At 40.9% G+C, this 20,989-nt stretch carries 20 protein-coding genes and 1 pseudogene; 7 read left to right on the top strand and 14 right to left on the bottom strand.

Features of this window, described 5'->3' with window-relative positions; all coding sequences use genetic code 11:
* Positions 1–163: 163 nt before the first annotated feature.
* From ASU03_RS17055 to ASU03_RS17065, 4 genes and pseudogenes are all read right to left on the bottom strand, one after another.
* Positions 164–1,081 (bottom strand): hypothetical protein, encoded by a 918-nt coding sequence (locus ASU03_RS17055; protein WP_057832997.1) that lies wholly within the window; start codon positions 1,079–1,081, stop codon positions 164–166.
* Between the two features lie 78 nt (positions 1,082–1,159).
* Positions 1,160–1,297 carry a hypothetical protein gene (locus ASU03_RS20900; protein WP_157465949.1) on the bottom strand — a complete coding sequence of 46 codons (138 nt, stop codon included), beginning with the start codon at positions 1,295–1,297 and terminating at the stop codon, positions 1,160–1,162.
* 188 nt (positions 1,298–1,485) lie between these two features.
* Positions 1,486–2,361: pseudogene (locus ASU03_RS17060) on the bottom strand (HlyD family type I secretion periplasmic adaptor subunit); the annotation flags it as partial.
* A 210-nt stretch (positions 2,362–2,571) separates the two neighbouring features.
* The gene (locus ASU03_RS17065; protein ID WP_057832999.1) at positions 2,572–2,961 is read right to left on the bottom strand and encodes a hypothetical protein; all 390 of its coding nucleotides are present in this window, start codon (positions 2,959–2,961) and stop codon (positions 2,572–2,574) included.
* 121 nt (positions 2,962–3,082) lie between these two features.
* On the opposite strand from ASU03_RS17065, the gene yegD reads away from it, so the two are divergent.
* Positions 3,083–4,456, top strand: a complete 1,374-nt coding sequence (yegD, locus tag ASU03_RS17070; RefSeq protein ID WP_057833000.1) for a molecular chaperone — start codon at positions 3,083–3,085, stop codon at positions 4,454–4,456.
* A 95-nt stretch (positions 4,457–4,551) separates the two neighbouring features.
* Here yegD and ASU03_RS17075 read toward each other — a convergent pair whose 3' ends face one another.
* Positions 4,552–5,013, bottom strand: a complete 462-nt coding sequence (locus ASU03_RS17075; protein WP_057833001.1) for an NfeD family protein — start codon at positions 5,011–5,013, stop codon at positions 4,552–4,554.
* Positions 5,014–5,049: 36 nt separating this feature from the next.
* Positions 5,050–6,021, bottom strand: coding sequence for an SPFH domain-containing protein (locus ASU03_RS17080; RefSeq protein WP_057833002.1), 972 nt, complete (start codon positions 6,019–6,021; stop codon positions 5,050–5,052).
* A gap of 333 nt (positions 6,022–6,354) precedes the next feature.
* On the opposite strand from ASU03_RS17080, the gene ilvD reads away from it, so the two are divergent.
* Complete coding sequence (ilvD, locus tag ASU03_RS17085; protein WP_057833003.1) at positions 6,355–8,034, top strand: dihydroxy-acid dehydratase; 1,680 nt, start codon at positions 6,355–6,357, stop codon at positions 8,032–8,034.
* A gap of 278 nt (positions 8,035–8,312) precedes the next feature.
* Here the strand turns inward: ilvD and ppnP are convergent, their stop codons facing one another.
* Entirely contained in the window at positions 8,313–8,627 is a 315-nt protein-coding gene (ppnP, locus tag ASU03_RS17090) for a pyrimidine/purine nucleoside phosphorylase (RefSeq protein WP_057183131.1), read from the bottom strand.
* Positions 8,628–8,776: 149 nt separating this feature from the next.
* The gene (gene ilvC, locus ASU03_RS17095; protein ID WP_057833004.1) at positions 8,777–10,258 is read right to left on the bottom strand and encodes a ketol-acid reductoisomerase; all 1,482 of its coding nucleotides are present in this window, start codon (positions 10,256–10,258) and stop codon (positions 8,777–8,779) included.
* 208 nt (positions 10,259–10,466) lie between these two features.
* Between ilvC and ilvY the strand changes: the two genes are divergently transcribed.
* Positions 10,467–11,345, top strand: a complete 879-nt coding sequence (gene ilvY / locus ASU03_RS17100; protein ID WP_057833005.1) for an HTH-type transcriptional activator IlvY — start codon at positions 10,467–10,469, stop codon at positions 11,343–11,345.
* A gap of 14 nt (positions 11,346–11,359) precedes the next feature.
* Here the strand turns inward: ilvY and ASU03_RS17105 are convergent, their stop codons facing one another.
* Positions 11,360–12,883, bottom strand: coding sequence for a YifB family Mg chelatase-like AAA ATPase (locus ASU03_RS17105; protein WP_057833006.1), 1,524 nt, complete (start codon positions 12,881–12,883; stop codon positions 11,360–11,362).
* A 452-nt stretch (positions 12,884–13,335) separates the two neighbouring features.
* Between ASU03_RS17105 and ilvG the strand changes: the two genes are divergently transcribed.
* The 3 genes from ilvG (at position 13,336) to ilvA (ending at position 16,935) form a co-directional block, all read left to right on the top strand.
* The gene (gene ilvG / locus ASU03_RS17110) at positions 13,336–15,000 is read left to right on the top strand and encodes an acetolactate synthase 2 catalytic subunit (protein ID WP_057833007.1); all 1,665 of its coding nucleotides are present in this window, start codon (positions 13,336–13,338) and stop codon (positions 14,998–15,000) included.
* A gap of 1 nt (position 15,001) precedes the next feature.
* A complete protein-coding gene (gene ilvM / locus ASU03_RS17115) occupies positions 15,002–15,289 on the top strand; it encodes an acetolactate synthase 2 small subunit (RefSeq protein ID WP_057833008.1) in 288 nt (95 codons plus the stop codon).
* Between the two features lie 77 nt (positions 15,290–15,366).
* On the top strand, positions 15,367–16,935 hold the full coding sequence (ilvA, locus tag ASU03_RS17120) for a threonine ammonia-lyase, biosynthetic (protein WP_197410305.1): 1,569 nt from the start codon (positions 15,367–15,369) through the stop codon (positions 16,933–16,935).
* Between the two features lie 133 nt (positions 16,936–17,068).
* Here ilvA and ASU03_RS17125 read toward each other — a convergent pair whose 3' ends face one another.
* The 5 genes from ASU03_RS17125 to ASU03_RS17145 all read right to left on the bottom strand — a co-directional run bounded on the left by ASU03_RS17125 (position 17,069) and on the right by ASU03_RS17145 (position 20,244).
* Positions 17,069–17,548, bottom strand: a complete 480-nt coding sequence (locus ASU03_RS17125) for a YybH family protein (protein WP_057833009.1) — start codon at positions 17,546–17,548, stop codon at positions 17,069–17,071.
* Between the two features lie 36 nt (positions 17,549–17,584).
* Positions 17,585–18,463, bottom strand: coding sequence for a copper resistance D family protein (locus ASU03_RS17130; RefSeq protein WP_057833010.1), 879 nt, complete (start codon positions 18,461–18,463; stop codon positions 17,585–17,587).
* An 11-nt stretch (positions 18,464–18,474) separates the two neighbouring features.
* On the bottom strand, positions 18,475–18,885 hold the full coding sequence (locus ASU03_RS17135) for a copper resistance CopC family protein (protein WP_231731628.1): 411 nt from the start codon (positions 18,883–18,885) through the stop codon (positions 18,475–18,477).
* 311 nt (positions 18,886–19,196) lie between these two features.
* Positions 19,197–19,571, bottom strand: coding sequence for a CopL family metal-binding regulatory protein (locus tag ASU03_RS17140; RefSeq protein WP_057833011.1), 375 nt, complete (start codon positions 19,569–19,571; stop codon positions 19,197–19,199).
* Positions 19,572–19,821: 250 nt separating this feature from the next.
* Positions 19,822–20,244: a hypothetical protein gene (locus ASU03_RS17145; RefSeq protein WP_057833012.1), complete on the bottom strand. Its 423-nt coding sequence runs from the start codon at positions 20,242–20,244 to the stop codon at positions 19,822–19,824.
* Positions 20,245–20,399: 155 nt separating this feature from the next.
* On the opposite strand from ASU03_RS17145, the gene ASU03_RS17150 reads away from it, so the two are divergent.
* Entirely contained in the window at positions 20,400–20,840 is a 441-nt protein-coding gene (locus ASU03_RS17150) for a hypothetical protein (protein ID WP_057833013.1), read from the top strand.
* The last annotated feature ends 149 nt before the right edge of the window (positions 20,841–20,989 follow it).

A 20,989-nucleotide genomic window follows, 5' to 3' on the forward strand; every position in this document is an offset into this window, starting at 1 on the left:
CCGCTGAATAACATGTTCCGCCACGCCCGCTAATGAAACTCTTGATTTTCTTGGCATAATTACAATCTACTGAAGATACAATTTACCTCAGTATAGGTCACTTAAAACGGCTCTGACCCCTTTTATTATTTGACCCCTTTTATTATTTCAAATTATCCTTTTCTTAATTAATTTTCTTATGTGATTTTATTCTGTAGTTATTAAGTGCTTTAGCTTTATAAAAACTCTCAAGTTCATAAATAGTTTTGAAACTCTGTAATTCATATTGATCTGAAGCAAAACAATGGCTAACTATAGCTTTAACAAGTTTTGCATAGCCCTGATGACGTGCCCTAACTAACCTGTTAATTTCATAAATGCCAGCACTTTCGGATCGGGTGTGATCAAAAAGCCATAACATATCTAGTGGTATATTTTTTGCGGTTTCAGGACTTGGCATTTTTGTTCTGTAACTTTTACGAGTAGAATGTAACGCTAAATACTCTTTCTCGTAACGCTCATATATATTATCTGTCAGCGGTTGGCGCTCAAAAGTAGCCGCTAAATTAGGATAAGTTAGCAAGGTTTGGTCAACTAAAAACTGCCTATCTTCAAAATTAAAAACCGCAGTAACCACTAAGTTAGGATTGCGCTGAATAGTCATGTCTAGCCATGGGCTTGATAACTGACATGAAAAATTATTCAGTGAACTAGGGTCAATTTTAAGCGTTAACTCTTGTTCCTTTTTATATAGCCCCCACTCACCTTGATATACAGGGAAGTGGCGTTCAACAAATGTTAATGATATTTCTGGATTTTCTAAAGACTTTTGCTCACAGGCAACTTCATTACTTAACTTTGCTTTGACATGATTAACGAGTTCAACCACAAATTTTTCAAATGGAGACCTGCTGTTCACAAATGTGTTCCATTCTAAATCTGGTCTCCCTTCTCCTTGAAAATACGCTTTAAATTGTATTTTTCTATCATCACAAGGAGTTAACTCTTCAGCAAAAGCACTTTGAACAAAACCAAAAAGGCATAACAATAAAGTAAGTACTTTCATTGCATATAAGGTTATTTTCTTTAACTTGATATTCATTTTATTTCCTTAAAAATTAACGTCATATGACACTGCCACTGTCTTTTTAGCTTTAGTTTTCTACTTAAACCAAGTTCTTTATCGCTCCCCAACACTTTCATTGGCCTTGCGCATTAACGGCGAAAGTACAAACTCTATTAACTTACGTTTACCGGTTTTAACCTCTGCCATTACCGACATGCCTGGCAGTAAATCAACCTGACGGCCATTAATCATCAGAATAAAAGGGGTCAGAGCCGTTTTAAATTAACAAACTAACCACTCTCGTCTACCTCTTTCTTCCAACCAATAGGCCTACCACGTTTTCCTTCAAAAATAGCAGACACCCTCCTATATTAATTAATCTTTTACATCTATTAAAAAATGGGCCTTAGTTTGTTTTTTACTCTATTGAACCAAGCTCTCTATCGTTCCCCCACACTTTCGTGTGCCTTGCGCATTAACGGCGAAAGTACAAACTCTATTAACTTACGTTTGCCGGTTTTAATCTCTGCCATTACCGACATACCCGGCAGTAAATCAACCTGACGGCCATTAATCATCATGGTTTTTTGTTTCATTTTTAAGCGAAGTTTGTAAACCAACCCTTTCGCTTCATCAGCGATAGCGTCGGCCGTTACACTTACCACTTCAGCATCAATAGAGCCGTATTTGGTAAAGTTGAAAGTATTAATTTTTATTTCTGCGCTTTGACCCACATAAACAAAACCGATGTCTTTGTTCTCTAATACCGCTTCAACTTCTAAATAATCGTTATAGGGCACCAGTTGCATCAGTATTTGCGCCTCGGTTACCACACCACCTATGGTATGCACAGCTAGCTGCTGCACCCTCCCCGTAACCGGTGCATAAAGTATTTGTTTGGCGGTAACATCTTTCGCTTTGGCTAATTCTTGGATAAGTGACTGCACTTGACGCTGAAATTCATCCACTTGTGTTAGCGCTTGACTAACCGCTTCAGCCCTAAGCGTATTGAGTTGCTGCACAGAAGTCTCGATAGCCGCTAAGTTTTGTTGTTGCTGCGCTTGGTAGCTATAAAGTGTTTGCTGTTGCTCAATGCGCGTTTCTTTGGCCTCTAGGTAATTCATCTCTGGAATGAGGTTGCCATCGTATAATTTTTTAAACGACGCTACCCTGCTAATGGCTATCGGTAATGTTTGTTCTAATTGACTGAGTTTTGCTTGGTTGGCATTGAGTGCCGCCTTACGCTCATTTTTTTGGCTTTGTACTGTACTAACGCGCGATTGATAATCTAACCATTTTTGCTCAAGCATTAGGGTTTGCGTGAATTGCTCAGCAGGGCTGAGTACAAGGTTTTGGTAAGATAGCGAGCATTAACACAATCTCACTTTTTACCCCTTAGCGCCTTAGAACTCAGAAATTTATGTCCGCGATATGATCTAAAAGCTGAGCGCTCAGAAGAAAATAGCAGCTTAACTTATTATTGTTTGTCTTCAATAGCTATTATTACCCTATATTAAAGACGGCTCTTAATGAACACGTCGAGCATTAGGTTTTTGTTTTACTACGCTCAATGCTAGGCGATCAGCCCATTCCCCACGGTGTTGTCGCTGACAAGCTTCCTCACTATCAAAGCGCACACTCTGTTTAATATTTTTAACCACTACGCCCACTTTTAATAATTGCTTTTGAATACTCAAGCGTAATACGTCATCTTGCTGCTCTGCTTTCATCGCAGCCACTTCTTCATCGGTATTAAACACACAAGTGATCACTAAGCTGGCTGGAAAATTAGTATAATTGGCTCTATGGGTTAACCAAACAAAACCGGCAACGTCATGCAAAGAGGACTCACAAGCAACAGTTAACGCTTTACAGACATTATTATCAATTTTTTGATTGGTTTTACTTAATTTCATTATAGAGACCCTTGAATTTTCGAGATTGTTTTTGCCATTTTAACTGACAAAGTCTTGTGAATCACTGATTAACTGAGTATGCTACGCGACCTTTTTCTCCCAGGTATTCTCTTAGGTATTAATGATGATAGGTTTCGATTACGGTACGTCTAATTGTAGTGTCGCCACTATGCGCAACGGCCAACCCCACATTATTCCTTTACTCGGTAATAAGTTAAGTAATGAATCATACATTGCTTCTAATCTATATGCGCCAAGCCGCGATGTTATTAGTAGTTGGCTATCGCAACAATTAGCGGCCCCACAACAAGCAGACTATATTGCTGAGCGTAGACATCAGCTACAAAAAGGCCAATCGGCACTACGCGAGTTAAAATTTGACGGTATCTCCAGTGAATTACTCTTTGGTAAAAGCGCCTTAACACAATACCTTCAAGATCCAGAAGAAGGCTACTACATCAAATCGCCGAAATCATTTCTCGGTGCTAGTGGTTTAGCGAGCACACAAATTCAATTTTTTGAAGATATTGTCGCTTGCATGATGAGCAATGTGAAAAGACTCACCGAGCAAGCCTTACAAAAAGAAGTGACCCAAACGGTTATCGGTCGCCCGATTAACTTCCAAGGTTTACATGGCGAGGAAAGTAACCGACAGGCCATTAGTGTCTTAACTAAAGCGGCAAAACGTGTTGGTTTTAAAGAGGTTGAGTTTCAATATGAACCCGTCGCTGCAGGTTTTGAATTTGAAGCATCTCTTACTAAAGAAACTCGGGTATTAGTGGTAGATATTGGTGGTGGCACCAGCGATTGTTCAATGTTACTAATGGGCCCAGATTTCGCTGAACATGATAATCGTAACGAGCATCTGCTCGCGCATGCAGGTGTTCGTGTTGCTGGTAATGACTTTGATATTCAATTAGCCTTGCAAGGTATCATGCCAAGCTTGGGCATGAACAGTTTACTAAAAACAGGTAAACCTATGCCAAGCGCAAACTTTAGACAAGCTCTGGCAATCAATAATATTAATGCACAAACCGAGTTTTATAGCGCCAAAAATAGACGTGAACTAAAACTATTAAGCCTAGATGCGCAAGAAAGTGAGTTGGTGTCACGTTTACTCACTGTCCACGATCACAAACTCAGTTATCAACTAGTCAATGCCGCTGAGCAAGCCAAAATTGGCTTGTCAGATCATGAAGAGCAAATCATTCATCTAGATGATATTCATGAAAACTTATCGATAACTGTCTCTCGAGCAATGTTAAAACAAGCAAATATGCGAACTCTCGATCAGATAGCTCAGTTGATGACATCGGCCGTGGCCGAAGCGCAGTGTCAGCCTGATGTTATTTTTGTTACCGGCGGTACAGCAAAATCACCGGTACTAAGTGAGTTTTTACAGCAACAAATGCCTGGCATCCCACTGATTGTCGGTGATCATTTTGGTAGTGTCACCTCAGGATTAGCTCGCTGGGCTGAACGTATTTATAGATAAATAAGTAAGAAATTGACAATAAAAAACCAGGACGAATAATGATATTCGTCCTGGTTTATAATAATACCAATAAGTTACTTTAAAATGATAATGGCTTAGTCAATTGGCGCAACTAACATAGTGTTTCCCGTAATCGCAACAATAGTACATTGGCTATTACTTTCAATTACCTCAATATCAACATCATCAGCTAAACGCGCCGGCCAATTAAGTCCTGAGTAACGAATACTACCGCCAGCTTTGGTAATATCATCACTTACCGGTACTTGCAAACCTATCATATCGCTGGAATCATCGGTTTTGCTGCGAGAGTTTTGCATCTTCTTTAACGGCTTCCACAGCAACAAGGTAATAACAGCAGATAATACCCCAACCACCAATATTTCATTTTGCCAACCGTCAATAAGTCCGACACTGATTAACACCCCAGTGAGAGCACTGGCGATAGCAAAGAATAATAACGGGCCACTTAAGCCCATAACACCTAACTCAAGCACTAGGCTTAAACCCGCGATGGCATACCAGATAAGTTGATGGTTTTCTAAAAAGGTCTGCATATTAATATAATTCCTTACCTTTAACTCTTAGCAACATTAAAGCTTTAAACTACTCGATACCGCAATCGCTTGGGCAACAGTATTGGCAATGTTATCACCGGTTTTACCATCGGTTAGCACTATAGTACTTTCATTCGCTATGGCTTGATGCGCCTTAATAGCATCTTGCGCTAAGGTTAAAGTTACCGCTGCTTTACCTTGTTCAGTATTGGCAGCACTACCCACTACGTCTAAGGCACTAGCATCGGCTTCAGCCACTAAACGTATCGCTTCTGCTTTACCGGTTGCTTCTAATATTTGTGATTCTTTAGTGGCTTGTGCCGCTAATACTTGCTCTGCTTTTGCCGCTTCTGCATCTAAAACACGCGCTTGTTTTAAACCTTCAGCTTCGGTAATGGCGGAGGTTTTAACCCCTTCAGCGGTTAAAATAACCGAACGTTTTTCTCGCTCTGCCGTCATTTGTTTTTCCATATCTTCACGAATGGTTTGCGGCGGGGTGATATCTTTAATTTCATAACGCGTCACCATAACGCCCCAAGGTGCGGTCGCTTCAGTCATAGCACCTAAAATTTGCGCATTGATAGCATCACGATTTTGGAAACATTCATCTAACTCCATCGAACCAATAGCATTACGCATTGAGGTCATGGCAAGTTGCACAACGGACGTTTTATAATCGGTAATGTTATTGGTCGCGGCAGCGGCATCGATAACTTTCATAAACAAAATACCGTCTATATCCAAGGTGATATTATCTTTGGTGATCGCTGGCTGAGAGATTATTTCTAACGATTGCTCTTTTAAATTTCGATCAGCCGCCACTGTTTGTACGTAAGGAATAAGAAAATTTAAACCCGCCGATAGGGTTTTGGTGTATTTCCCTAAGGTATAAACAACATAGCCACGGTTTTGCGGCACAAAATAGACACCCTTTTTTAGGGTGTATAAAATAACAATCGTCACCCAGACAAGCGGGTTAGTGAGTAAGCTTAACAATATATTGTCCATAAATAAATTTACCTTCTAATGATATGAATTCTACTGTGAATTATTTCTGATAACACGTTAATTGACTGTTAACTGCAAAGCAAGTTATTTCTAGCTAGGCTCTTGGTTACACTGTTCTTTTTGTATGTATGATATTAAAGGTTTACTAATAACCAGCGCACAAGTTAACGCGGCCGGCCTCAAGCTGTCTTTTTATCACTGACGACTTATTACTCACCTTTAAGTCACTGGCTCTGGTTATATCTCAGAAGAAAAAATGCCCGCTCTCGGCTAGTTTTATTTAAGAGAAAACTCTATGATGGTGGACATTAATAAGCCGAAACACTAATACTCATGTCAGAAATTAATAAATATTCAAAAACAATCACTTTAGACGAATCACAACCTGCTTCACAAGCCATGCTATATGCCATTGGTTTGACCGAAGAAGACATGAAAAAAGCTCAGGTGGGTATTGTTTCTACCGGATGGGAAGGGAACCCATGCAATATGCACTTAAACGACCTCGCTAAACAGGTCAAGACCAGTGTAAAAGCGGCCGAATTGGTGGGATTAATATTTCACACCATCGGGGTCAGTGATGGTATTGCCAATGGCACTGAGGGCATGAAATATTCGCTGGTTTCCCGTGACATCATTGCTGATTCTATCGAAACGGTCGCTGGCGCTCAGTATTATGATGCCATTGTGCCAGTGGTTGGCTGTGATAAAAACATGCCAGGGGCTATGATTGCTTTAGCGCGTTTAAATCGTCCGGCCATTTTAGTTTATGGCGGTACTATCAAAGCAGGAAAATGGAAAGGTGAAGACTTGAACATTGTTTCTGCTTTCGAAGCTTACGGCAAAAAATTACAGGGCGTGATCACTGACGAAGATTATAAGGGTATCATTCAAAATGCTATCCCCGGCGCTGGCGCCTGTGGTGGCATGTACACGGCTAATACTATGTCTTCCGCCATTGAAGCCTTAGGCATGAGTCTACCCTACTCGTCTTCCAACCCAGCGGTTAGTGATGAGAAAAAAGTTGAATTGACCAAAGTGGGTGCTGCCATCAGAAACTTGATGGAAAAAGACATCAAGCCCAAAGACATCATGACCAAAAAGGCCTTTGAAAATGCCTTACGTATCATCATGATTTTAGGCGGCTCGACCAACGCCACTATGCACATGATAGCCATGGCGCGTGCCTGTGGCGTTGACTTAGGCTTAGATGATTTCCAAGCGATGGCCGACAAGACCCCCTTCTTGGCCAACTTAAAGCCCTCTGGTGAATACTTGATGCAAGATTTACATGCGATTGGTGGCATTCCGGCAGTAATGAAATATTTATTGGCTGAAGGTTTATTGCACGGTGATTGTTTAACTGTTACCGGTAAAACCATCGCAGAAAACCTAGCTGATGTCCCCGGTCTGCCCGCAGGCCAAGATATCATCCGACCTATTGATAATCCCCTCAAAGCTACCGGCCACTTACAAATTCTTTATGGTAATTTAGCGGCTGAAGGTTCGGTAGCAAAAATCACCGGTAAAGAAGGCGAAATATTTGAAGGTCCGGCCAGAGTTTATGAAGATGAATTTGCCGCCATTAAAGGTATCTCAGCAGAGGTGCAAAAAGGTGAAGTGATTGTTATTCGTTATTCTGGACCCAAAGGTGGCCCAGGTATGCCAGAAATGCTTAAACCCACTTCCGCAGTAATGGGTGCTGGCCTTGGCAATGACGTGGCTTTAATCACCGATGGTCGATTTTCTGGTGGTTCTCACGGTTTTGTCGTTGGCCATATTACCCCTGAAGCTTCTGAAGGCGGCTTGATTGGTTTGGTACAAAATGGTGACATTATCCGCATTGATGCTATCTCGAATACTTTAGAACTAAAGGTCGATGAGGCTGAAATCGCCAAGCGAAAAGCTGCTTGGGTAAAACCTGCTTACCGGGCAACCAGCGGCGTACTAAGAAAATATATCGCCACAGTAAAATCAGCATCGCTGGGCTGTGTTACCGATGAAATAGACTAATTCGCGGGGTAGGTTTGCAGCACCTGATGCTTTATCGACTCAGGTGCTCAGGATAGCAGGTCCACCATCGAGGGTTACGCTTTGGCTATGAATGCGACCAGTACCCTAAAGTTAGACCTGCTTACCCTTGTCCAGCGAGCAGCTTCTATATCTCAACAAAACCAGAGTATGCTCACCACAACAAGGCGAATTGAAAAAGATATTGTATGAAGTGGTCAAGTAATATTAACATTGGAACAATAGCGTCTAATGTTAACTAATAGCAATCAGTAAATTAGTTAGCTTATATAAGTACAACAATAATCCACTAAGGTTTTAGCTTTGATCTCAAAGGAGCTATTAGCTTCAACGTTAAAAGATTGTCCGGCGCTGATACTTTGCCAATCACTGGCACCGCTAAGTAAAACTTCACACTCTCCGGCGGTAATTTCCATCAGTTCTTGTTCATTGGTGGCAAACTTATAATCACCTGGCATCATAATGCCTAAGGTTTTAAAACTACCATCACTAAAGGTAATTTTACGGCTGGTGACTTTGCCATCGAAATAGACATTGGCGGCTTTGCTTATGGTAACTTGTTTGAACTCTGACATAGGTTTGTTCCTTGTTAAGACGTTTTTAATGTTCGGCAATTAATAGCAAAATTTTCACTTAAATATCCAGGCAATAAAAAACGGCATTGACGTTGAATTCAGCTGCCGTTTTTAGTTACTTATATGCGCTCTACTTCAAGAGGCGAATGTTATTTTGCACTAGCAATTTTCTTCATATCTTTCATGTAACCACGTAATTTTTTACCAATCACTTCAACACCATGACTGCGAATAGCTTCATTTACTTCAATTAAACGAGCATTATCAACATTGTTCGAACTGTCTTTGAACCCTTCGCCTAATTCTTCAAGGGTTAATTTTTGCGTGAAATCTGCAAGCAAGGGTACGGCTGCATGGGTAAATAAGTAGTTGCCATATTCGGCAGTATCTGAAATTACCACATTCATTTCATAAAGCTTGTTTCGCGCAATACAGTTAGCTATTAAGGGTGTTTCATGAAGTGACTCGTAATAAGCCGACTCTTCAACAATACCAGCCTCAACCATAGCTTCAAAAGCAAGTTCAACGCCGGCTTTGATCATAGCAATGACGAAAATTCCCTTGTCGTAATACTCTTGTTCAGTAATTTCTGTTTCGCAATCAGCGGCTAATTCAAAGGTAGACTCAGCAGTTTCTGCACGCCATGTTAATAAGTTAATATCATCATTAGCCCAATCTGCCATCATAGTTTTCGAGAAGTGACCTTCAATAATATCGTCCATATGTTTTTCAAATAACGGACGTAAAATCACTTTTAATTCTTCTGACATATCAAAGGCTTTGATTTTAGCCGGGTTTGATAAACGGTCCATCATGTTAGTGATGCCGCCGTGCTTAAGACCTTCAGTAGTTGTCTCTAAGCCGTATTGTAATAATTTACGCGCATAAGCTGCGTCCATGCCTTGTGCGATTAATTGCTGGTGACCTAAAACTGCAGCCGTTTGCAACATACCACAAAGAATAGTTTGCTCACCCATTAAGTCAGACTTAACTTCAGCAATGAAAGATGACTGTAAAACACCCGCTCTATCACCGCCAGTAGCACTAGCGTATGCTTTAGCAATCGCTAAACCGTTACCTTGTGGATCATTTTCTGGGTGAACAGCAATAAGGGTTGGTACACCAAAACCCCGTTTGTACTCTTCACGTACTTCTGTACCTGGACACTTAGGCGCCACCATAACCACGGTAATATCAGGGCGAATTTGCATGCCTTCTTCAACAATATTAAAACCATGTGAGTAAGAAAGCGTAGCGCCTTGCTTCATCAACGGCATTACCGCAGTAACGGCAGAAGTATGTTGTTTGTCAGGTGTTAGGTTTAATATTAAATCGGCTTGCGGAATCAATTCTGCATAGTTGCCAACCGTAAAACCATTTTCAGTAGCCCACTGCCATGATTGACGCTGCTCGCTAATCGCTGCATCACGTAGCGCATAAGAAATATTTAAACCAGAATCACGCATGTTTAAACCTTGGTTTAAACCTTGCGAGCCACAACCAACAATGACAATGTTCCAGTCTTTGATGAAGTTACAGCCATCGCTGAATTCTTCACGTTGCATAAAACGACATTGGCCTAATTGACCTAACTTTTCACGTAGGCTTAAGGTATTGAAATAATTGCTCATGTTGATTCCTCAAAATTTTGTTCTGGATATTAGTTAAAAACAAAGTCAGTTTTCTGACGATACTTTTTACCATGATTTTTACCATATAAACATCATACCCTAGCATTAACGTTGCAAAAAGTGATATATTCGCACCACTACGTTGCGTTTTTTGCAATGATTGATATTAATCTACCTGCGCGATTTAAATCCCGCCTACGGAAAAATAATGGATCAAAAAGCACTAGCGATGTTTAGCCATTTGAGCCAAAGTTTACACTTTGCTAAAACGGCACGTGCGCATCACATCAGTCCTTCTACCTTGAGCAGGGCAATCCAAAGGCTTGAAGATGAAGTCGGCGGTGAGTTATTACATCGAGACAATCGCACGGTGGTATTAACGGATATTGGCAAGAAATTCAAAATTTATGCTGAACAACAGCTTGAGCAATGGCTTAGCTTCAAACAATCACTTGCTGAAAAACAAGTCGAGTTAACCGGAAAACTTCATATTTACTGCTCAGTTACCGCGGCGTACAGTCATTTACCGCCCTTGCTGGAACGATTTCGTGCTCGTCATCCTTTGGTAGAGATCATGTTAACCACGGGTGATGCTGCTGATGCCCTTGAACAAGTACAAAATCAATCCGTTGATTTTGCTATCGCTGCCGCCCCCGAGCAGTTACCTCGTAGTGTGTATTTTCATCACTTAGATACCATAGCCATGGCGGTAATTGCACCAACAATGACCTGCAAGGTGCAGCAACAGCTAAGTCAAAAAGTATTGACTTGGTCTGAAATTCCGATAATTTTGCCTGAACATGGCGCCGCACGAAAACGCTTTGAACTCTGGTATCGTAAAAAACAGCAAGGAAAACCAATGATCTACGCAACAGTTTCAGGGCACGAAGCCTTGGTCAGTATGGTTGCTTTAGGTTGTGGCGTTGGCATAGTGCCGCAAGTGGTGGTGGATAACAGCCCGGTAAAAGATAAAGTGAGAAATCTCGCTAATATCGGCGAAATAGAGCCGTTCGAACTTGGCGTTTGTTGTTTGAATCAATCAAAAGCCCAGCCACTCATTAAAGCCTTTTTTAACTCGATTTCTTAATTTTTCTACTTGCATCAAACGGCAATTTCGCTGGTTAAGTGACGTAACAGCCGGTCCATCGCCCGATAAGATAACGCTTCGGTCAAGTGCTTGCGAAGAATTTCTGGCGATTTTTCCATATCCGCTAGGGTACGAGAGATTTTTAAAATTTTATGGTGTGCACGGGTTGATAAACCCAATTTTTCTACCGCTAGCTCTAAAAATTCATTGTCATCAGTAGTTAACTGGCAATATTGTTTCAGCTCGCGACTACTGATATGGGCATTGGCTTTGGCTTGTCTTTGTAACTGAATCGCCCGACAGGCTTGCACTCGCTGTTGTATTTGGACACTTGTTTCATTTTTTTGACTGCTCTGTGCCCAGGTTCCGCGAGGTAATCTGGCCACTTCAATTTGAATGTCAATTCTATCCAAAAAAGGTCCAGAGAGCCGATTTAAATATCTTAGTACTTGCTCTGGGGTACTGCGCTTATCGTTATAAAAACCCGTAGGGCTAGGGTTCATCGCGGCAATCAATTGAAAACGTGCCGGAAAACATTGTTTGTGTAAAGCACGCGAGATAGTGACTTCTCCCGATTCCATTGGCTCACGTAGTACGTCTAATACTTTTCGTTCAAACTCAGGCAATTCATCTAAAAACAGCACGCCGTTGTGCGCTAAAGTAATTTCCCCAGGTTTTGGCTGACTGCCACCGCCCACTAAAGCGGCTGACGAAGCCGTGTGATGAGGTGCCCGAAACGGTCGAGTAAACCAAGAGTTACGGGTAATATCCTGATGGCTAATCGATTGAATAGCCGCGACTTCTAGTGCTTCTTCTTCGGTCATTGGCGGTAAAATTCCTGCTAAACGACTGGCTAACATAGTTTTCCCTGTCCCTGGCGGACCGATAAACAATAAATTATGGCCACCACTGGCGGCCATTTCTAAAGCACGTTTTGCCAAGGGCTGGCCCATAACATCACTCATATCTAACACTTGCTCACCCAACTCTTCGGCAATGAACTGTTCAGTAACCAAGGGTAAAACTTGTTGACCGGCAAAGTGTGGAAACAACTGGGTTAAATGGCTTATACCATGAATTTTTGCCTGCTTGACCCAACTTGCTTGCTCGGTGTTTTGCATGGGAATTATCAAGGTTCGCTGACTTTGACTACTTGCCATAGCGACAGGAATTTCACCAACAATGGCACGTAGTTCGCCTGATAAGGCCAGTTCACCGGCAAATTCATATTGCGATAAATCCACTGGCGGCAGCTGCTCAGACGCAGCGAGAATACCGACCGCAATAGGTAAATCAAAGCGGCCGCCTTCCTTGGGTAGGTCGGCCGGGGCTAAGTTGATGGTAATGCGCTTAGCGGGAAACTCATAGCCGCAGTTGATAATGGCACTGCGTACTCGATCTTTTGCTTCTTTTACTGAGGTTTCAGGTAAACCAACAATATTGAATGCTGGCAAGCCATTCGCTAGGTGAACTTCGACCGTAACGAGAGGAGATTCAAGGCCCACTCGAGCTCGACTATACACACAGGAAAGTGACATAAAAATTCCATTTTATTGATTCCATTTTTCCAGTGTAGTTCAAATATGATGAAATGTGTTTATTACCGAATTTCGATTACTGCACAAAAAAGCTATAACAAAAAAACTTGCACATGGGATTAGAGCTATGGTACTAATTTAATAAGTAAGCGAGACCGAAGATAAAAAAACACTAATCAGTCTACGCAAAATAAAACAAAGATATAGATAAAATGCATAAATTTAACTCAATTATTATTAACCGTCTCGTCGTGGTGATTATTAAATCATCTCGAGGGTTTTGTTGAGCGAAAGAAAAAGCATCCAAACAAATACAAACCCTCGCTTCGCAAGAACCGAGGGTTTTCTTTTAGCACTTTTTTACTAAACTTTATTAAGCATTTTATTAAATTTTTCATTAAATATAAAACGCTGACAATATAGACATTAACAAGATAACCATTGGAATCATCATGACCGAGAGTAAAACGCTAACAGGCAGCGCATTATTATTTGAAGTGTTAAAAGAACATGGCGTACAGCACGTTTTTGGCTACCCAGGTGGCGCCATAATGCCGATTTATGACGCTTTATACGACAGTGATATACAACATTTTTTATGCCGTCATGAGCAAGGAGCAGCATTTTCTGCGGTTGGTTATGCCCGTGCTGCCGGCAAAGTAGGTGTGTGCTTTGCTACCTCAGGTCCAGGGGCAACAAACTTAATCACTGGTCTTGCCGATGCATTGGCCGACTCAATTCCTATTGTTGCCATTACCGGTCAAGTTCCTACTTCTGCCATGGGTAGTGATGCGTTTCAAGAGATTGACATTTTTGGTTTATCCCTTGCTTGTACTAAGCATTCTTTTCAAGTAACCGATATTAATGAGCTGGAAAAAGTTTTATATCAAGCCTTTGAAATTGCTCTGGAAGGTCGCCATGGCCCAGTACTGGTTGATATTCCAAAAGACATACAATTAGCCGCAGTAACGCAACGTTTAGACAAATTATCGCACTTAAAAAACAAGGTTAAATTACCGCTTGCTGATATCAGTAAAGCCCTTGATTTATTGACCCATGCCAAACAGCCTATATTGTACGTAGGTGGTGGTGTAGGTATGGCCAGTGCTATCGATGAAGTTCGAGATTTTGCCAAGAAAACCGGCATGCCAAGTGTCTCAACATTAAAGGGCTTAGGTGCAATAAACCCTGATAATGACAACTACCTGGGCATGTTAGGCATGCATGGTACCAAGGCTGCCAACATTGCCGTGCAGGAAAGTGATTTATTAGTGGTGGTTGGCGCTCGTTTTGATGACCGAGTTACCGGTAAACTAGATGAGTTTGCTCCACATGCCAAGGTTATTCATTTTGATATTGATACCGCTGAAATTAATAAACGCCGCACCGCTGATGCTGCTATTTTAGGTGATTTAAAAGGAAATTTACCACTACTAACTATGCCGCTAGCAATCAAAAAATGGCAACAGAAAGTACAGCAAATGAAAACTGATTTTGCTTGGCGCTATGATCATCCAGGCGACAATATTTATGCCCCCGCGCTATTAAAAACCCTAAGTGATTTAATGCCAAGTAACACGTGTGTAACCACGGATGTTGGCCAACATCAAATGTGGACTGCACAGCATATGAGCTTTGATGATCCAAGTAACTTTTTAACCAGTGGCGGCATGGGTACCATGGGTTTTGGTTTACCGGCCGCGATTGGTGCACAAATATCTCGACCGCACGATACCGTTATTGTGGTCTCGGGTGATGGCTCAATTATGATGAATATTCAAGAACTGGCTACTATCAAGCGCTACCAAATCCCGGTAAAAATTGTGCTGATCGATAACGAAAAATTGGGTATGGTTCGTCAATGGCAAGACCTGTTTTTTGACGGTAGATTAAGTGAAACAGATTTATCAGATAACCCAGACTTTGTTATGTTATCGAGGGCGTTCGATATAAAATCACAGAAGATCACTAAAAAGAGTGAAGTCAAAGCTGCCATTGAAGAGATGCTAGATCACGATGGTCCTTATTTTTTACAAGTAAAAATCGATGCCTCAGAAAATGTTTGGCCTTTAGTACCGCCAAACACCGCAAATGATAAAATGATGGAGGGTGTTTAAGATGAATAAGTATCAACTAGTCATTATGGCTGACGATAAACAAGTGGTGCTAGAACGAATTTTACAAGTCACTCGTTATCGCGGTTTCTTAATTAATGCCATGAATGCCGAAGTAAATACCGGTAATAATATTGCTACTATTACTATGACTGTCAGCAGTGATCGCCCTATTTCTCTGCTTATTGATCAAATTAACAAATTGATCGACATCAAGGGGGTCAAAGTAGACGATCGGGAAGCAAAGTTAGCTACAAGCCTGGCTAAATCTGCGCTTAAGCCAGGTAATTAAACGTGTTCTACTTGAGCTTAGTTGATAAGTAACGACTCCAATTGATCGCTATGGCGATATATTTTTTAGGCAATACTATGACAGAAACACAGGCACTACTCTCGGCACAAGAAGCAAAACATGCAACGCAACTAGATTACCTTAGACGTATTCTATTAGCGCCAATTTATGATGTTGTGGTTGAAACCGAGTTAACGCAGCTCACTAAATTATCTGCTCGCTTAAATAACCAAATTTATTTAAAACGTGAAGATCAACAAGCTGTGCATTCGTTTAAGTTACGCGGTGCCTACAATAAGCTCAATAGCCTAAGTGAAGAGCAATGTATTCATGGTGTGATTGCCGCCTCTGCCGGTAATCACGCGCAAGGCTTAGCACTGGCGGCCAATAAGTTAGGCATTAAAGCGACCATAGTTATGCCTAAGACTACCCCAGAGATTAAAGTCGATAATGTCCGACGTTTTGGCGCTGAAGTACGCTTAGTTGGTAATAGCTATAATGAAGCACAAACCGCTGCTATTGAGTATGCCAAAGCCGAAAATAAAACCCTTATTCATCCTTTTGATGATATTGAGGTTATTGCCGGTCAAGGCACAGTCGCTAAAGAACTATTACAGCAGTTACCCAATGCCGATGTGGTTTTTATTCCTGTCGGCGGCGGTGGCTTACTTGCTGGCATGGCAGTATATTTAAAACAATTAAGTCCAAGTACAAAAATCATCGGGGTGGAAGCTCAGGACTCAGCTTGTTTAAAAGCTGCCCTTGACGCTGGCAAGCCTGTTGACCTGGAACATGTGGGCTTATTTGCTGATGGTGTCGCGGTTAAACGTATTGGTGCACACACTTTCGAGTTAATCCAGCATTATTGTGATGAAGTCATGACAGTCTCTACCGATGAAATTTGTGCCTCAATAAAAGATATCTTTGAACAAACCCGTGTTATTGCTGAGCCTGCCGGTGCTTTATCATTAGCTGGCTTACAAAAATATTGTCAAACTAGCAAGGGCGACGAAAAACTAGCAGCGATTTTATCCGGCGCGAATATGAACTTTCATACCTTGCGCTATGTCTCCGAGCGTTGTGAACTCGGCGAGAAAAAAGAAGCCATTTTAGCGGTGACTATCCCAGAAGAAAAAGGCAGTTTTAAACGTTTTTGCCAAGCATTAGGCAACCGGACAATTACTGAGTTTAACTATCGCTACTCGGGTAAACCGAGCGCAGAAATTTTTGTTGGTGTCCGTTTAGACGGTAGTGTGCAAGAACGCCAAGAGTTACTGCAAGGTTTAGTTAGTGCTAACTATCAAGTGAGAGACTTTACCGATAATGAGTTAGCCAAATTACATGTACGCTATATGATAGGCGGTAAAAATCCGAGTAATGCAGAAGACAGTAAAAAAGAGCGACTATTTAGTTTTGAATTTCCTGAACATCCAGGCGCCTTAGAGAAATTCTTAGATGCTATGGGTGAACATTGGAATATCACGCTATTTCATTATCGTAATCATGGCGCAGCTTTTGGGCAAGTACTTGCCGGCTTTGATCTAGATAAAAATCAGCAAGAGGCATTTTTTAAACACCTTGATGCACTGGGTTATCAATGGCAAGAAGAAAGCGATAACCTTGCCTATCAAACCTTTTTAAATTAACTATGCTGCTATCGCTAGCTTAATCGTTGTCTTTAACTCAACCGATATTCACCGGCAATAGCAAGTCTATTGCCGGTGAATTAAACGCAACCGTTAGTCAAAAATCGGCTAGCGTAACATCTACCCAGATTATTTAATTAGACCAATGGATACGAACTATTTTCCATTCGCCCTGTTGTTTTTCTAAGACCAGAGTCTCCATGCTTTGGTAATTACGCTCTTTGCCTTTGAACATCCCTGTAGTTTGACTACGAAACATTGATACCGCGGTGTTACCCATAACCTTTACATTATGCTCTAATGTTTTGCTATTTACTGCTGCTAGATATTTCATATCTGACAACATATGATGACTGGCATATTCATCAGCCGAGCGCTCTACTCCGCCCCCTTCAAATATTTGTACATCGTCTGCCAGTAACTGCCGAGCGGTAACTTTATCGCCAGACTTTAGTGCCTGATGAAAACGCTGAACAACCTTAGCCGCCATGGTATCGACGCCGATAAACATACTAGACTTTATCTGTGCTTTTTTAGCATCGTCATGCGCATAAGCGGTCGGTACAAGGGCCGAAAATAGTACGGTGAAACATAGTAATTTATAACTTTTCATAGCTTCTCTCTTTTGTGCAAATTTTTAATTTTTTATTTAATAATCAGGTCCAACGACAGTAGTAAGCCAAGTGGTGGTCAGTAAAATTCCCAAGGCTAAAATCATCTCCCATTGAATAGAGCGAGCTAGGGCTTGTTTACCCTGCTCATTTTTTATTAGTTTAGCGACCAAGTTAAATTTATGCTGCGCAGCGATCAGCAATATGCCCATGACTAAAGCAAGTTTTACTAAAAAACTTTGCCCATAACTAGTAAAAAACAAGCTAGCTATTGAGCCAAACAGTTGATAAGCCACGATCAAGCCACAAAGTATCAAGAGCGAAACAATATAGCTGGCATAGTAGCCAAACTGCTGCATAACATTATGTAAAACAGGTGCAGATAAAGCTCCACAGGCTTTCCACAGCGGCCAAAGTGAGCCTAACCAGCAGAAAACGAGTAGCACATGTAAATTCAATAACAATTGGCAAGCCAAATTCATCTCTGCGGTATGGCCAATAACACTGAACGAACGCACCAGTAGTAAAGCACTTAAGGTAAAAGTAACTAAAAATATCCGACGATATTGCCCCGTTGCTATGCCTTTAGACACTGAAATTAATGCCAGTATAAAGCCGGCAAGGCGATATAAAAGTGACTCACCGGCATTTGATTGCCACAACAAGGCGTTATAAAAGGGGTCAAAAACACCTGATAGCCCTGATTCGGCAAAAGCTCCTACTTGCATAAAAAAATTCAAAATTGTGCCAAAAACACCGAGTAATAGCAGAAGTTGGCAGTGCCGCCGTAAATTGAATGGGTAACCTCGTTTGATAACTAACCAATAGATGAAAATACCACCAATAGCACCAGATATGCCAATGTATATCATTAGTTTACTGATAATAATTGCGATGTCCCAAGGTGATATTTCCATGTTAACTGCTCCTAATGATTATGCTGACCATTAGATGGCTTTTCTTTATGGCTTTTCATTACCTTGGTAGCTGCCCCATGAACCATAAAGGTAAATTTTCCTTTCATTTTATGAGCATCCATGCCCATAACAGTCCAATTAACTTGGTAGTTGCTGCTCGGTAAGTTGGGTAAAACAAGCTTATAAGAGCTCGCTGCTGTGGTTGAAGGTTTAAACTCAATGGGCAGCAGAGCACCACTTTTATCGGCCAGGGTAAGTTTCACTAAGCGAACATCCTTAGTAAAAACCAACTGCAACACTTTTGGACTTGCCATTAACATAGCGCCGTCTTTTGGTAATGAAGTTTTTAAGCCGGCATGTGCTAATACCGATGAAGAAATAAATAATAAAGTAATCGTAAGTAATAATTTAATGGTATTCATGTGTGTTCCTAGGTGTTGTTTAATAAGGTAAACGTACTGCCATAACGTGCAGTTTTATAAGTAATGTTAGTGCTAATATTGCTTTAAAGAGCAATAAAAAACATGGCGACAAGGCAAGTTATCAAATATTGGTTGATAACCTATTTTTTCAAAAGCTACTATTAAAAATAGCAGAGTTTTCTTTAGATAGATTTTGAATTGACGTAGCCATCAAGGTGCCTGAGGTAATACCAATCGGACTAATATATTGCTCTGCTTGGTATGAGCAAGCGCAGTAAATGAACCAAATTCTGGACACATTTATGCTCTATTTAACTCAATATTGGCGGTCGGTATAGGGAGGTTAGGTATTGGCTCAGAGCTGATGTGGTAATGGAGTGAATCTTCGAAGCAGAGGCCATATTAAACTCTGTTTGAGAAGTTTGGCTCAATGCTGCAAATGTTGAGCAACCAGCAATTAAACATTCACAGTCATTGGTGCAGCAATCATTCGTTGCAGTTGCACTATCACTCGCCATTTGCTCAGCATTGTCAGCCATCATGGCCATATCATGAGATTGTCCCTGCATAGTCACTTCATTCATATTCATCATACGATATGGCATAAGGGTAGACGCCATGACTTGACCGATAAAGGTCAAACACAGTAGCAATACCATTAAGGCTTTAGTGAACGTTGGTAACATGGTAACTCACGAAGAATAAGAATCACTTTTATGTTACACAAAAAATCACGTCATTCAAGCAACTTTTTTCGGCAACAAGTCAATTTAAAGCTTATAAACGCTAATTCATTAAAGCTAAATCATGACTAAATCTAATAAAAACAGCAGCTAAACAGTTATCCAATAGGGGAGTTAACAATATTATTTATACCCTCAAAATTCACTACGCAGCGAGACATTATTCGCTGCGATTACTGCTAATTAATCAATATTACTCAGCTGGCAAGGCAGCATCAATTTTCTTCAACGAGCGTAAAAACAAACCTAAACCGCCCATCGCGAGCACTAAGATGACAATTAAATCAAATGACGTCATGGTTCTAAAGCTAAAGCGAATAGAGGAAATTACGCCAAAGATAAGACCCGTAATAGCGCCTAACGCTAAGACCCAGCCAATGGGGTTTTTACTGTTATAAAAAATAATACCAACACCAAACATAAACGGGATCATCACCATACCACTGGTGATGCTGTAACTACCGCCCATAGCAGAAAAGCCATAGAGTCGCATGCCCATGCCAAAACTTGCTGTCACTGTGATGGCATTTAACAGTAAATAAAAACCTGCACACATCATTATCAAGCCAATAAAAAACTGCCCTAAACCACCCGACGTTCCACCTGCACCACGCATAAAAGCCCTTATGTATTAACTAGTAGCCATTGTAATTAGCATGGATATTACCTGAGCCAAGGTAAAAATGGCAAGATAACAAATAGCTAGTTATTGATATTTTGTTTTTATTAATGCTAGAATAATAATAGTTATTTCATAATTAAGTGTTGCTTGTGCCTACATTTTTAAATAAAACATTGCTGGTGATATTACTGTGTTTGATCTTTATTGGTCAATCAGTGGCATCAATGACCATGTTTTATGGCATGACCAGTATGCAATCCATGTCTGCTATGAGTGGCATGTCATCAATGAGCAACTCACACCATGATATGAGTAAAATGGACACTGCTACTCATCATATGACTGCTATGACTAACATAAGTGCTTGTGCACAAGAGGATATGACCAACACTTGTCCAACAACGGCTACTGAAGAATGTTGTGCGCAAGAATGTGACTGCTTAACAAGTGGTTGCTCTACCATCTCAGCATTTACAGCCATTATTAATTACCACGCTGAAATTGCCATAGCGAATAAGATAGTTTCCTCTAGTGCTTTTATTGCCAGTAATACCCTTACCTCCCTTTATCGACCTCCTATTCTGAGCTAAACACAGCCTCATTACGTCTAAAGTTTATTGCTAAAGTATTTAACAAAGCACACCTTATCGGTTGGCCGTTAAGCAGTTCCAGCATTAAACGTATTAAAAAATATATAAATTTTAGAATCAATCACGACAAAGTACGGTAATTACCTTAA

Source organism: Colwellia sp. TT2012 (genome assembly GCF_001440345.1).
Classification (GTDB): Bacteria; Pseudomonadota; Gammaproteobacteria; order Enterobacterales; family Alteromonadaceae; genus Colwellia.